Genomic DNA, 13,571 nt, shown 5'->3' with positions numbered 1-13,571 from the left:
ATGGCAATGGACAAGACATTCGACGCAACCGAGGCCGAAGCCCGGCTTTACGCCGCCTGGGAACAGGCCGGCTGCTTCCGGGCCGGGGCCAATGCGAAACCGGGCGCCTCCGCCTTCTCGATCATGATCCCGCCGCCCAATGTCACCGGTTCGCTGCACATGGGCCATGCCTTCAACAACACGCTGCAGGACATCCTGACCCGCTGGAAGCGGATGCAGGGCCACGACACGCTCTGGCAGCCCGGCACCGACCACGCCGGCATCGCCACCCAGATGGTGACCGAACGCGAGATGGCCGCCAACCAGGAACCCTCCCGCACCGAGATGGGACGCGAGGATTTCCTCGCAAGGGTCTGGCAGCAAAAGGTTAAATCGCGCGGCACCATCATCGGCCAGCTGAAACGCCTCGGCGCCTCCTGCGACTGGAGCCGCGAGGCCTTCACCATGTCCGGCGCCCCCGGCGCGCCCGAGGGCGAGGAAGGCAATTTCCACGACGCCGTCATCAAGGTCTTCGTGGACATGTACAACAAGGGCCTGATCTACCGCGGCAAGCGGCTGGTGAACTGGGACCCGCACTTCGAAACCGCGATCTCCGATCTCGAGGTCGAAAATACCGAAGTCGCCGGCCACATGTGGCACTTCAAGTATCCGCTCGCCGACGGTCAGACCTATGAGTACGTCGAGAAGGACGAAGACGGTAACGTCACCCTGCGCGAGACGCGCGACTATATCTCGATCCCCACCACCCGTCCCGAAACCATGCTGGGCGACGGCGCGGTCGCGGTTCATCCATCGGATGAACGTTACGCGCCAATCGTCGGCAAACTCTGCGAAATCCCGGTTGGCCCGAAAGAACATCGTCGCCTGATCCCGATCATCACCGACGAATACCCAGACCCGACCTTTGGCTCGGGCGCGGTCAAGATCACCGGCGCGCATGACTTCAACGACTATGGCGTCGCCAAACGCAACGACATCCCCTGCTACCGCCTGATGGACACCCGCGCCCACATGCGCGCCGATGGCGCCCCCTATGCCGAGGCCGCCGCCACCGCGCTGGCCGTCGCGCGCGGCGAACGCGAAATTTCCGAGGCCGAGGCCGATACCGTCAACCTCGTCCCCGACGACCTGCGCGGCCTCGACCGCTTCGAGGCGCGCAAACGCGTGGTCGACCAGATCACCGCCGAAGGTCTCGCCGTCACCGTTCCCGGCGCCCCCGACGAAGACGGCGACGTCCATCCGATCCCGCTGGTCGAGAACAAGCCGATCATGCAGCCCTTCGGCGACCGCTCCAAGGTGGTCATCGAACCGATGCTCACTGACCAGTGGTTCGTCGACACCGCCAAGATTGTCGGCCCCGCGCTCGACGCCGTGCGTGACGGCACGGTGAAGATCATCCCCGAGTCGGGCGAAAAGACCTATTACCACTGGCTGGAAAACATCGAACCCTGGTGCATCTCGCGCCAGCTCTGGTGGGGTCACCAGATCCCGGTCTGGTACGGTCTCGACCTCGGCACGCATAGCTTCCGCGACGACGAAGGCGATGGCGACCTCGATGCCGTCGAACTCGGCCGCCTGCTGAACGAGGGCGGGATGCTGCACGCCGGCGAGGTCGCCCATTGCGGCTCTTCCCTGGAGGAGGTCACCAAGGCCTTCCTGCACGAAATCGACGACACGCCGACGCCGATCAACCATTCCCGTATCGTCGAGGTCGCCGACAAGCACGCCGCCATCGAAACGCTGGCGCGCAGCCTCGCCGAATACAATGTCACCCAGGACCCGACCCATCTGGTCTACCCGGTCTGGCGCGACCCCGACGTGCTCGACACCTGGTTCTCCTCCGGTCTCTGGCCCATCGGCACGCTGGGCTGGCCCGAAAAGACGCCGGAGCTCGAGCGCTACTTCCCGACCTCCGTCCTCGTCACCGGGCAGGACATCCTCTTCTTCTGGGTCGCCCGGATGATGATGATGCAGCTCGCCGTGGTAAACGAGGTGCCCTTCCACACCGTTTACCTGCATGGGCTGGTGCGCGACGCCAAGGGCAAGAAGATGTCCAAGTCGCTCGGCAACGTGGTCGACCCGCTCGAGATCATCGACGAATACGGCGCCGACGCGCTGCGCTTCACCAATGCGGCGATGGCCTCGCTGGGCGGCGTGCTGAAACTCGACATGGAGCGCATCAAGGGCTATCGCAACTTCGGCACCAAGCTCTGGAATTTCGCCCGCTTCGCCGAGATGAACGGGGTTTTCGAGGCGCCATCGGTGGTGCACGGTCTGTGCACCGATAGTGCACGGATATCACCCCCTGAACATACCCTGAACAAATGGATCATCGGCGAAACCGCCCGGGTCCGCGCCGAGGTCGACGCCGCGCTCGAAGCCTACCGCTTCGACGACGCCGCCGCGGCGCTCTACCGCTTCGTCTGGGGCAAGGTCTGCGACTGGTATGTCGAATTCTCCAAGCCCATCCTGCTGGACGAGAACCCGCATCGCGCCGAGACCCAGGCAACGATGAAATGGGTTCTGGAACAATGCCTTGTCCTGCTCCACCCGATCATGCCCTTCATCACGGAAGAGCTCTGGAGCCTCTCGGGCAGCCGCGACCGGATGCTCGCCGTCACCGACTGGCCGGCCTATGGCCCCGACCTGATCGACCCCGCCGCCGACCAGGAAATGAACTGGGTCATCGGCCTGATCGACCAGATCCGCTCGGCCCGCGCCCAGATGCACGTTCCCGCCGGCCTCCAGGTCCCCATGCTGATCGAAAGCCTCGATGACTCGGGCCGCAACGCACTGGAAAACAACAAGACTCTGATCCTGCGCCTGGCCCGCGTCGAAACGATGACCGAGGTCGAAACCTTCCCCCGGGGGACGGTCACCATCGCCGTCCCGGGCGGCAACTTCGGCCTGCCGCTCGCCGGCATCATCGACATCGCCGAGGAAAAGGCCCGCCTCGACAAGACCCTGGCCAAGCTCGGCAAGGAAATCGCCGGGCTGAACGGACGGCTGAAGAATCCCAACTTCGTCGCCTCTGCCCCCGAGGAGGTGGTCGCCGAAGCCCGGGAAAACCTCGCCGCCCGCGAAAGCGAAGCCGCCCAGCTGCAAGCCGCCCTGGCCCGCCTGGCCGAGCTCGACTGACCTCAACTGCACCCCGCAGACCGTTGAAAGACCAGAGAAACAGGGAACCGCCCCCTGCTTCTCTGGTTCCCAAATACCTCGGGGGGCCGCCCGGCACGGGCGGCGGGGGCAGCGCCCCCAGCACCCTATGCGATCTTCAGCAACGCCCGGGCCTCGTCCCACAGCCGCTTGACAACCGCGCCCGCGGGCTCCGCCGGCGCCAGCGCCGCCGCCTGTCCGGCCCAGGCCTGCATCGCCTCCAGCCGCCCCTCCTTGCCGGCCGCCGCCCGCATCGGCGCGGTCAGCCCGCGCTGCACCGGATAGGGCGCAGGCGCCGGACCGGCCTCCGCCGCCTCGGCATAGCCGGTGCGCAGGGCACGCCCCAGCCGCCCGGAAAAGGCCCGCGTCGCCAGCGTATCCTCGGGCCGCGCCCGCGCCAGACCCTCGGCCCAGGCCGGCGCGATGCCGGCCTCGGGCGTGCGCAGGAGGCCGGTGCCGATCTGCACCGCGCTCGCCCCCAGCATCAGCGCCGCCGCGACGCCGCGCGCATCAGCGATGCCGCCGGTCGCCACCACCGGCACCTTCACCGCATCCGCCACCGCCGGCAGCAGGGCGAACAGCCCCACCAGCCGCCGCGCCGCCTCCTCTGCCTCGAAGGCGCCGCGGTGTCCGCCCGCCTCCATGCCCTGCGCGACGATTACGTCGGCCCCCGCCGCCTCGGCCTCCAGCGCCTCGGCGACCGTGGTCACGGTGGCGAACCAGCGAATGCCCGCCGCCTTCATTCTTGCCACGAAATCCGCAGGGTAGACGCCCATGATCGACGAAATCACCGCCGGCCCGGCGGCCAGCATCGCCGCGCATTGCGCCTCGAAATCCTGGCCCCTTGCGTCGCCCGCCGCCTCCGGCACCTCGGGCCCCCAGCCGCCCAAGAAGGCGCGCAGCTCCGCTTCCCGCGCGGCATCCCGCACCGGCGCCGGGTCCGGAATCCAGAGGTTCATCTGGAACGCCCCGTTGCTCGCCGAGCGCACCTGAGTGGCCCACTCGCCGATCTCTTCCGGCCCCATCAGCAGCGCGCCACAGGCCCCCATTCCGCCCGCCGTCGCCACCGCCGCCGAGAGCGCGGGCGGACAGGCCCCCGCCATCGGGGCCAGCAACACGGGGATCTGCAGATCGTAGGCCGCGCAAAAGGCTGCGACCCGTTCCTCGACCGCCCCGCTCATTTGAACACCGGCCTGCGTCCCTGCATCTGCGCCGAAATCACCTCCATCTGTTCCGCCTTGCCGATCAACCCCACGGATTCGCGCGATTCATCCAGCAGAACGCTGGCCCGGTCCGCGCTTTCCGCCACTTCGATCAGCCGCTTTGCCGCCCGGATCGCCGCCGGGCTCTTGCCCGCGATCTCGCCCGCCAGCGCCAGCGCGGCCTCCAGCGGGTCCTCCTCCAGCGAGGTCACCAGCCCCCAGCGCTCGGCCTGTGCGGCGTCCACCGGCGCGGCGGTGTAGATCAGCTGGCGCAGCACGTCCGACCGCACCAGCCGCGGCAGCAGCGCCATCCCGCCCATGTCCGGCACCAGCCCCCATTTCATCTCCATGACCGACAGTTTCGCCGCGGGATGGGCAATCCGGATATCCGCCCCCAGCGCCAGCTGCAGCCCGCCACCATAGACCGCGCCGTGCAGCGCGGCGATCACCGGCACCTGCACCCGCCGCCACACCATCGCGACTTCCTGCACGTCATTGGTTTCGCCGTGTTTTCGCGGCATCAGCCAGTCTTCGGCGTTCATCTGACCCATCTCGGCAAAGCTCGCCAGATCGAGGCCCGCGCAGAAACTGCGCCCCTCGCCCGACAAAACCACGGCGCGGGCGGGAGAGGCCGCAACCTCCTGACCGGCGCTGATGATCGCCTGGATCATCGCATTGTCGAGCGCGTTCATCTTGTCGGGCCGGGTCAGGGTGACCCTGGCAATGTTATCTTCATATTTGATCGATACACGTGACATGGCCGGCCCTCCGCTGGATGTGCGAGGCCAACTTGCCGAAACGGCGGCCCGGATGCCAGCCTGACGTTCGGGCGAATTTACTTTCCGCAGGCCCCGCCCTATCTCTGCCCTGATCCGGCGAGGCTGATATGTGGAGCGTTGACGATGCCGCCTGAACAGCCTGTCCCGCAGGTGCGCCTGCGCCCGCTCTGGACGCTCGCCGGCATCCTCTCGCTGGCCCTGGGCATCATAGGGATCGCGCTGCCTGTGCTGCCGACGACGCCTTTCGTGCTGCTGGCGGCCCTCTGCTTTGGCAAGGGATCGCCCCGGCTCCGGGCCTGGCTGCTGTCGCACCGCCGATTCGGGCCGATGATCACCGATTGGGAAACGACCGGCGCCATTCCCCGCCGGGTCAAGCTCTGGGCCTGTGCCATGATGGCGCTCGGCTTTGCCTTCTGCGCCGCGATCGGTGTGCCCGGGCGCGTGCTGATGGCCCAGGCCCTGCTCATGGGGATCGGCGCGGCCTATGTGCTGACCCGGCCCGACAGATAGCTTGCCTGCCCCCGTCACCTTGGTTTAGCTGCCGCCATGAAAAATCCGCGTTACACCCCCCTTGCCGCCGCCCTGCCCTCCACCGTGCCCTTTGTCGGCCCCGAAACGCAGGAGCGGGCGCAGGGCGCCCACTTCCGCGCCCGGCTTGGCGCGAACGAAAGCGTCTTCGGCCCCTCGCCCAAGGCGGTGGCCGCGATGCAGGCGGCGGCGCGCGATGTCTGGATGTATGCCGACCCCGAAAACCACGACCTGCGCGCGGCGCTGGCCGCCGCCCATGGCGTGACGCCGGCGCATGTGGTGGTCGGCGAAGGGATCGACGGGCTGCTCGGCTATCTGGTCCGCCTACTGATCGGTCCCGGCGATGCGGTGGTGACCTCGGACGGCGCCTACCCGACCTTCAACTTCCACGTCGCGGGCTTTGGCGGCACGCTGCACAAGGTGCCCTACCGCGAAGATCGCGAAGACCCCGCCGCGCTTTTTGCCAAGGCGGCCGAGACGGATGCCAAACTGGTCTACCTCGCCAATCCGGACAACCCGATGGGCAGCTGGCACAGCGGCACCGACATCCGCGCCGCTTTGGACATGCTCCCCGATGGCTGCCTTCTGGCGCTGGACGAGGCCTATGTCGAATGCGCGCCCGAGGGCACCGCGCCCGAGATCGACGCCGACGACCCCCGCGTCATCCGCTTCCGCACCTTTTCCAAGGTGCACGGCATGGCCGGCGCACGGGTGGGCTATGGCATCGCCGCGCCGGGACTGGTTTTGGCCTTCAACAAGGTGCGCAACCATTTCGGCATGAACCGCATAGCCCAGGTCGGCGCCATCGCGGCGCTGCAGGATACCGGCTGGCTGTCGCATGTGCAGGGCGAGATCGCCCGCGCCCGTGACACCATTGCCGAGGTCGCCCGCGCCAACGGGCTGGTGCCGCTGCCCTCGGCCACCAACTTCGTCGCCATCGACTGCGGCGGCGACGGGGCCTTCGCCAAATCGGTGCTCGACAATCTCGTCGCGCAGGGGGTCTTCGTGCGGATGCCTTTTGCCGCGCCGCAGAACCGCTGCATCCGCGTCAGCTGTGGCCGCCCCGCCGATCTGGCCATCTTTGCCGAGGCGCTGCCCAGGGCGCTGGCCACCGCGCGCGGACAAGTTACCTGACTTTTACCTCTGGCGCGCTAATCTCTCCGTCGTATCCGCCGGAGAGGCACCATGCCGCCAGATCGGTCTACCGGGATCGCGCCGAATTACACCACCCCGGCATTGATCATGCTGGGCGTCAATCTGGGCTGGCTCTTCCTGCTGATCTGGGCCACCGCCGGAATGGCAGCCGTGCTGCTGCTGGCGATGGCGCTCAACCACCTGATCACCCGCCTGCGCGACCGCCTCGATTAGGCGGTCGCGGGTGCGCGATTCAGCTCTCGCCCAGCACCTTTGCGGCCGCTTCCAGTCCGCCCTTGCCATGGGGCACGCCGATGGCGTTCAGACCGGTCTCGATCCCGCCCAGCATCCCCATGATCATCTGACCGTTGACATGGCCCATGTGGCCCAGCCGGAAGAACCCGTGCCAGGCCGGATCGTCCGGCGCGGCCATCCCAAGGCCGATGCCCAGCGTCAGACCGATCTGCGAGGACACCCATTCGCGCAGCGCGGTGCCCTGCGGCGCCCCGATCCGCGCCGCCGTCACTGCGTGGCTGCGCAGCGCCGGGTCGGAAATGTTGAGACGGAACGGCCCCTCCTGCCCCCAGGCCTCACCCGCCGCCCAGACCGCTCGGGCCAGATGCGCATGACGCGCCCAGACCTGCTCCATCCCCTCGGCCAGGATCAGGTCCAGCGCCGCGCGCAGGCCGAAGATGTGATGGGTCGGCGCGGTGCCGCCGAAGTGCTGATAATATTCGGCCGGATTGGCCCGCGGCGCCCAGTCCCAATACCGGCTGACGCGCGCCAGCCCCGCCCGCGCCTCGGCCGCCTTGTCCGAGAACCAGACGAAGGACACGCCCGGCGGCACCATCAACCCCTTCTGGCAGGCCGAAACCATGACATCGACGCCCCAGTCGTCCATCTCGAAGCGGTCGCAGCCCAGCGAGGCGATGCAGTCCACCATCAGCAGCGCCGGATGCCCGCACTCGTCCATCAGCGCGCGCAGGGCGGCGATGTCGTTGCGCACCGAACTCGAGGTATCCACATGCGTCGCGAGCACCGCCTTGTAGCGATGCGCGGTATCCGCCTTCAGCGCCTCGCCCACACGGTCGAGGTCGAAGGTCGAGGCGCGGCCAAAGTCGATCACCTCGGCCTCGGCCCCAAGCCCCGCGCACATGTCGGCCCAGCCATGCCCGAATCGCCCGGTCGCCGGCACCAGAACCCGGTCGCCCGGCCCGATGACGTTGGACAGCGCCGCTTCCCAGGCGCCATGGCCATTGGCGATATAGATCGCCACATGCTGCGCCGTGCGCGCCACGCGGCGCAGGTCCACGACGACGCTGTGGGTCATGTCGACCAGTTCGCCCGCATAGATATTCGGCGCCGCGCGATGCATTGCCTGCAAAACGGCATCGGGGATAACCGAGGGCCCCGGAATCGCGAGATACTGGCGTCCCGCCGCAAGAGTCTTAGGTATGGTCATGAGAAGGTCCGTCCGAAGTTCGGCGCCACCCTAGCCGCGCGCCCGGCCGCGTCAATGGCGCAAAGCACCGCGCTTGCACCGGGCGGCACGGGCCATTACACCACCGGGACGCAGAAGGCAGGCCATGACCCAAGTCCGCATATCCGTCGTGCGCCGATGAGCACGCCTCCCAAATCCTCCGGCGAACTGCTGGGATGGCTCTGGCGCGGCTACCTGCGCCACCATCTCGGACTGCTGGCCGTCGCGGTGACCTTCATGCTGCTCGAAGGCAGCATGGTCGGCGCGATCAGCTACATGATGCAGCCGATGTTCGACCTGGTCTTCGTCGATGGCAGCACCTCGGCGCTTGGCTGGGTCAGCGTCGTCTTCCTGCTGATCTTCTGTATCCGCGGCTTCTCGGGGATGATCCAGAAGGTCCTGCTGACCCGCATCGCGCAGCTGACCGCCGCCTCGCTGCGGCTCGACCTGCTGCGCCGGCTGATCCGCCAGGACACCGCCTTTCACCAGACCCACCCGCCGGGTTTCCTGATCCAGCGCGTCCAGACCGACGTGAACGCGGTGAACGACGTCTGGCGCACGATCATCACCGGCGCGGGGCGCGATGCCGTCTCGCTGGTCATCCTGATCGGCGTGGCCATCAGCGTCGACTGGCGCTGGACCTTCGTGATGCTGATCGGCCTGCCGCTGCTGATGCTGCCCATCGCATTCGCCCAACGCTATGTCCGCCGCAAGGCCTCGCTGGCGCGCGATCTGGGCGCCAAGCTGGCCACCCGGCTGGACGAGGTGTTTCACGGCATCGTGCCGATCAAGCTCAACAGCCTCGAGGACTACCAGGCCGAGAAGTTTCGCGAACACACCGACACCTTCGTGCGCTCCGAAGTGCGCGCCTCGCTCGGCACCGCCTCGATCACCGCGATGGTCGATGTCATGGCCGGCGTCGGCTTCATGGGCGTTCTGCTCTATGGCGGGTCCGAGATCATCGAGGGCGAAAAGACCATCGGCCAATTCATGAGCTTCTTCACCGCGATCGGCCTGGCCTTCGACCCGATGCGCCGGATCGCGGCGGTCAGCGGCATCTGGCAGGCCGCCGCCGCCGCGCTGGAACGGCTGAAAGAGCTGATGGACGCGCCCATCCTTGTGCAGCCGCCGGCCAAACCTGTCGCCAAGCCGCAGGGCCTGCCGGCGATCCATCTGGACAATGTGCACCTCAGCTATGGCGACGCACCGGTATTGCGCGGCCTGACCCTGACCGCCGAGGCGGGCAAGACAACGGCGCTGGTCGGCGCTTCGGGGGCCGGCAAATCCACCGTCTTCAACCTGCTGACCCGGCTGGTCGATCCACAGCAGGGCGCGGTGACCATCGGCGGCGTCAACGTGCGCGACCTCGCGCTCGAAGACCTGCGCGACCTGCATTCGGTGGTCAGCCAAGAAGCGCTGCTGTTCGACGAAACGCTGCGCGAGAACATCCTGCTTGGCCGCACCGATGTCAGCGACGCCCGGATGAAAGAGGTGCTCGACGCCGCCCATGTCTCGGACTTCCTGCCGAAACTGGCCGAGGGGCTGGATACGCTGGTCGGCCCGCGCGGGTCGGCCCTGTCGGGCGGACAGCGCCAGCGGGTGGTGATCGCGCGCGCCCTGCTGCGCAACACGCCGATCCTCTTGCTGGACGAGGCAACCAGCGCGCTGGACGCGCAGTCGGAACAGGTCGTGCAGGCCGCGCTCGACAAGCTTGCGGGGGGCCGCACGACGCTGGTGATCGCGCACAGGCTCTCGACCATCCGTAACGCCCACAAGATCATAGTCATGGATCGCGGCCGCGTGGTGGACGAAGGCACCCACGACGAACTGCTGTCGCGCGGCGGCATCTACGCCGATCTTTACCGGCTCCAATTCCAGGATGGCAAGACGGTGGTCGATCCTGTCGGCACCGCGGCGCTGGCTTCGCGGATGCCCCGCAACGAGGATCGCCCGCCCTCGCTGCTGCGCCGCCTTACCTTCGGGCTGCTGGGCTGACATCCCTGCGGCGATAGGCCTGCTCCAGCCGTTCCGGATCCGCCCCGGCCAGATAACGCGCCAGGGTCCAGAGGTTCCCTGCCCCGCGCCGCAGCCAGCCGTCGCGCAGGTATCGCTCAGCCCCCGTCACCGCCAAACTCGTCAGACGCGTCACCCGGCCCTGCAATGCCCGCACCAGCGCGACATCCTCCATCAGCGGCTGATCCGGGTATCCGCCCGCTCGCTCATAGTCCCGCCGGCTGACCAGCAGGACCTGATCGCCATAGGGCAATCCGAACAGCGCTGTGCGCAGGTTGGCCCAGCCGGCGACCCAGGCGGGAAGCATGCCACGCGCGCGGAACGCCAGCCGGAAACAGGCCGGCCCGTCATGGCGCGCGATATGGGCGGCGACCTCTTCGGCCCAGCCGGGTGCCAGTTCGGTATCCGCGTGCACCACCAGAAACCAGTTCCCCCGCGCCGCCGCGCACCCCCGCCGCAGCTGCCCTCCGCGCGAGGCCGGCCCGGTGACCACCATCGCCCCCGCCTCGTCCGCGATCAGAAGCGTTGCGTCGCCGGACCCGCCATCGGTCACGATCAGCTCCCGGATCAGGCCCGCGCCCAGCCCCTCCATCAGGGCCATCAGACAGCCCGGCAGCACCGCCTCGGCATCCAGTGTCGGAACGATGACGCTGATCTGGGCGCTCATCGGCGACCCTCCCCTGTTCATGCGGGGACCATTTCCTATATGAGAAGTCACCAGACGCAAGGACCGCCCCATGACCAGCCGCCGAATCCTCCGCCTCTCGGGCAGGGACACCGAAGACTTCCTTCAGGGGCTCGTGACCAACGACCTGAAACGGTTGGACACCGGGCTGGTCTATGCCGCACTGCTGACGCCGCAGGGCAAATACATCGCCGACTTCTTCCTGATCCGCGACGGGGACGATGTCCTGCTCGATGTGGCCGAACCGCTGGCCGACGATCTGCTGCGCCGCCTTTCGATGTATCGCCTGCGCGCCAATGTGAAGATCGAACCGACCACCCTCGGTGTCCGCCGCGGCACAGGCACCGCGCCCGAGGGCGCGCTGGCCGATCCCCGTCACCCGGCCTTGGGCTGGCGGCTCTACGGAGAGGGGCTGTCAGGCGACGACGGAACGGATTGGGACGCGATCCGCGTGGCGCATGTGATCCCCGAGACGGGCATCGAGCTGACCCCCGACACCTTCATCCTCGAAGCCGGCTTCGAGGCGCTGAACGGCGTCGATTTCCGCAAGGGATGTTACGTCGGACAGGAAGTCACCGCACGGATGAAGCACAAGACCGAATTGCGCAAAGGACTGCGCCAGGTCATGGTCAGGGGCGCCGCCGATCCAGGTGCCGAGATCATGTCCGGCGAAAAACCCGCCGGTACGCTTCTGACCCGGTCCGGGGACCGGGCCATTGCCTATCTTCGCTTCGACCGGGCCACCGACGTCATGACGGCCGGGACCGCCCAGATAGAACCCGTCTGAGCCCTCAGGGCAACGAGACCGGTCCGGTGGTGCTGGTCGTGGTGGCCGAACCATCGTCGCCAACCAGAACACCGATGACCACCAGGCCAGCAACGATGCCGGCTGCGACCGGCGCGGTCAGACCATCCTGCAGCGGATTGCGCCGTGCCTGCTCCGACTGTTGCTCCTGCTGACCGTCCTTGCGACAGGTCACGCGCATCATGCCATTGCCGATATACTGCGAGGACACCAGCGTCGCCCCTGCGCAGACACCGCGCGAGCGGGCTTCCGACAGGGCATTGGCGGCGGCCCCGGCCTGCGCCGAAGCGAGTTGCGGCAGAGCGGTCAAGGACAGGCCGACGACCATGGCACCAGCGATCAGTTTCATCGTGCAATCACCTCGAATGCGAACGTTCGTGAACCGCGTTCCCCTGCGATTCACATCTTACCAACCACAACCCTCTTACATACGGGCCAGAAAAACAACGGCATACCACGATGGCAGCGGGTTTCGGCCCAATTTGCGGCACCGACCCTAGGTTTACCAGCCAAAGCGGCATGGAACGGCCTGCCCTTACGTCATGCCCTTCCCTTTCAGGCCTCTGTGGTGTTCAATTCCTCCGACCATAAAAGGCGAATCGACCCATGATCAGAACGCTGCGCAACTCGCTCCTGACCGCCGCCATCGCCGGCCTCTCTCTGCCGATGCCGCTGACGGCACAGAGCCCGATCGGACAGATACTGACCTTCGTCATTCCGTCGGGCAAGTTCGGTTCGAACAATTTCACCAATCTGGTGGTGAATTCGCTGGCCGCCGCCAAGCAGTTCTGCGGCGCGCTCGACAAATCCTATCAGGTCGATTGTCTGGCCGAACGCATCGGCGCGATGGCCGGCCAGATCCCGGCCGATGGCGACTATGCCGAGGTGCGCAGCATTCTGGCCAAGACCTCGAACGACATGGCCTCGCTGGCCCGCGCCAACCGCGATGGCGGCAAGCCGCGCGTCTCGGCCTCCTCCGGTTCGATCCAGACCTCGCGCCCGCTGACCCCGGTTTCGCAGGCCTCGGCCGATGCCACCAACGCCAAGGCGGCGGCGATCCTCGACGCGACGACCACGCTTCTTCTGCGCACCCCGGACGACGACAGCGGCAAGAAGCTGCATTATGCCCGCATCGCCGAGGCGCTCGGCTCGAACAAGACATTGCTTCGGTCGGCCTGACCGCACGCCTTCGGGCGCGCCTTTTCAGGCGCGCTCGGAATACTCCATGGTCTCGGTATTGACGACGATCAGCTCGTCCGTGCCGACAAACGGCGGCACCATCACGCGCAGCCCGTTATCCAGCAGCGCCGGCTTGAACGAATTCGCCGCCGTCTGACCCTTCACCACCGGTTCGGTCTCGACGATCTTGCAGGTCACCTTCGGCGGCAGACGCGCGCTCAGCGCCTCGTCCTCGTGGAATTCCATCACCACGGTCATCCCATCCTGCAGAAACGCCCTCCGCTCGCCCAGGATATCGCCCGGCAGTTCGATCTGCTCGTAGGTCTCGGTATCCATGAACACCAGTTTGCCGTCGCTCTCGTAGAGAAACTGCTGGTCCTTGGTGTCGAGCTTCACGCTTTCCACCTTGTCGACGCTGCGGAACCTTTCGTTCAGCTTGGTCCCGGTGCGCAGGTTGCGCAGCTCGACCTGCGCGAACGCGCCGCCCTTGCCGGGCTTCACATGGTCGCATTTGACCGCCAGCCAAAGGCCGCCATCATGCTCGATGATATTGCCGGGCCGAATTTCGTTTCCGTTGATTTTTGACATGTGAGCTCTGTGCGTGAGGTTG

General features: G+C 67.1%; 13 protein-coding genes. 7 read left to right on the top strand and 6 right to left on the bottom strand.

What is annotated here, in order from left to right; genetic code table 11:
- The gene (locus tag ACFO5X_RS24435) at window positions 1-3,138 is read left to right on the top strand and encodes a valine--tRNA ligase (RefSeq protein ID WP_380722546.1); all 3,138 of its coding nucleotides are present in this window, start codon (window positions 1-3) and stop codon (window positions 3,136-3,138) included.
- Window positions 3,139-3,263: 125 nt separating this feature from the next.
- On the opposite strand, the gene ACFO5X_RS24430 is transcribed toward ACFO5X_RS24435, so the two are convergent.
- Together ACFO5X_RS24430 and ACFO5X_RS24425 are read right to left on the bottom strand one after the other, a co-directional pair.
- Window positions 3,264-4,337, bottom strand: coding sequence for an NAD(P)H-dependent flavin oxidoreductase (locus ACFO5X_RS24430; RefSeq protein WP_380722544.1), 1,074 nt, complete (start codon window positions 4,335-4,337; stop codon window positions 3,264-3,266).
- Window positions 4,334-5,116, bottom strand: coding sequence for a crotonase/enoyl-CoA hydratase family protein (locus tag ACFO5X_RS24425; protein WP_380722542.1), 783 nt, complete (start codon window positions 5,114-5,116; stop codon window positions 4,334-4,336). The genes ACFO5X_RS24430 and ACFO5X_RS24425 overlap by 4 nt, the downstream gene beginning before the upstream one ends.
- Before the next feature lie 144 nt (window positions 5,117-5,260).
- Here ACFO5X_RS24425 and ACFO5X_RS24420 point away from each other — a divergent pair, with 144 nt between their 5' ends.
- From ACFO5X_RS24420 to ACFO5X_RS24410, 3 genes are read left to right on the top strand one after another with little or no spacing between them, the layout of a single operon-like run.
- Window positions 5,261-5,647, top strand: a complete 387-nt coding sequence (locus ACFO5X_RS24420) for a YbaN family protein (protein WP_380722540.1) — start codon at window positions 5,261-5,263, stop codon at window positions 5,645-5,647.
- 36 nt (window positions 5,648-5,683) lie between these two features.
- Entirely contained in the window at window positions 5,684-6,799 is a 1,116-nt protein-coding gene (locus ACFO5X_RS24415) for a pyridoxal phosphate-dependent aminotransferase (protein ID WP_380722538.1), read from the top strand.
- Between the two features lie 51 nt (window positions 6,800-6,850).
- Window positions 6,851-7,033: a hypothetical protein gene (locus tag ACFO5X_RS24410; RefSeq protein WP_380722536.1), complete on the top strand. Its 183-nt coding sequence runs from the start codon at window positions 6,851-6,853 to the stop codon at window positions 7,031-7,033.
- A 19-nt stretch (window positions 7,034-7,052) separates the two neighbouring features.
- On the opposite strand, the gene ACFO5X_RS24405 is transcribed toward ACFO5X_RS24410, so the two are convergent.
- Window positions 7,053-8,261 (bottom strand): pyridoxal-phosphate-dependent aminotransferase family protein, encoded by a 1,209-nt coding sequence (locus ACFO5X_RS24405; protein WP_380722534.1) that lies wholly within the window; start codon window positions 8,259-8,261, stop codon window positions 7,053-7,055.
- Between the two features lie 156 nt (window positions 8,262-8,417).
- On the opposite strand from ACFO5X_RS24405, the gene ACFO5X_RS24400 reads away from it, so the two are divergent.
- Window positions 8,418-10,274, top strand: a complete 1,857-nt coding sequence (locus ACFO5X_RS24400; protein ID WP_380723233.1) for an ABC transporter ATP-binding protein — start codon at window positions 8,418-8,420, stop codon at window positions 10,272-10,274.
- Here ACFO5X_RS24400 and ACFO5X_RS24395 read toward each other — a convergent pair.
- Window positions 10,252-10,959 carry a glycosyltransferase gene (locus ACFO5X_RS24395; RefSeq protein WP_380722532.1) on the bottom strand — a complete coding sequence of 236 codons (708 nt, stop codon included), beginning with the start codon at window positions 10,957-10,959 and terminating at the stop codon, window positions 10,252-10,254. The two genes, ACFO5X_RS24400 and ACFO5X_RS24395, sit on opposite strands and share 23 nt — an antisense overlap.
- A gap of 70 nt (window positions 10,960-11,029) precedes the next feature.
- Between ACFO5X_RS24395 and ygfZ the strand changes: the two genes are divergently transcribed.
- Window positions 11,030-11,764, top strand: coding sequence for a CAF17-like 4Fe-4S cluster assembly/insertion protein YgfZ (ygfZ, locus tag ACFO5X_RS24390; protein ID WP_380722530.1), 735 nt, complete (start codon window positions 11,030-11,032; stop codon window positions 11,762-11,764).
- A gap of 4 nt (window positions 11,765-11,768) precedes the next feature.
- On the opposite strand, the gene ACFO5X_RS24385 is transcribed toward ygfZ, so the two are convergent.
- Window positions 11,769-12,131: a hypothetical protein gene (locus ACFO5X_RS24385; protein WP_380722528.1), complete on the bottom strand. Its 363-nt coding sequence runs from the start codon at window positions 12,129-12,131 to the stop codon at window positions 11,769-11,771.
- Window positions 12,132-12,388: 257 nt separating this feature from the next.
- Here ACFO5X_RS24385 and ACFO5X_RS24380 point away from each other — a divergent pair, with 257 nt between their 5' ends.
- Window positions 12,389-12,961, top strand: coding sequence for a hypothetical protein (locus tag ACFO5X_RS24380; protein WP_380722526.1), 573 nt, complete (start codon window positions 12,389-12,391; stop codon window positions 12,959-12,961).
- 24 nt (window positions 12,962-12,985) lie between these two features.
- Here ACFO5X_RS24380 and efp read toward each other — a convergent pair whose 3' ends face one another.
- On the bottom strand, window positions 12,986-13,549 hold the full coding sequence (gene efp, locus ACFO5X_RS24375) for an elongation factor P (RefSeq protein ID WP_380722524.1): 564 nt from the start codon (window positions 13,547-13,549) through the stop codon (window positions 12,986-12,988).
- Window positions 13,550-13,571: the final 22 nt, after the last annotated feature.

Origin of the sequence: Seohaeicola nanhaiensis (assembly GCF_042654245.1) — a bacterium.
Classification (GTDB): Bacteria; Pseudomonadota; Alphaproteobacteria; order Rhodobacterales; family Rhodobacteraceae; genus Seohaeicola_A; species Seohaeicola_A nanhaiensis.
Note: the sequence above shows the minus strand (reverse complement) of the source record. Positions and strands in the feature narration are given on the sequence as shown.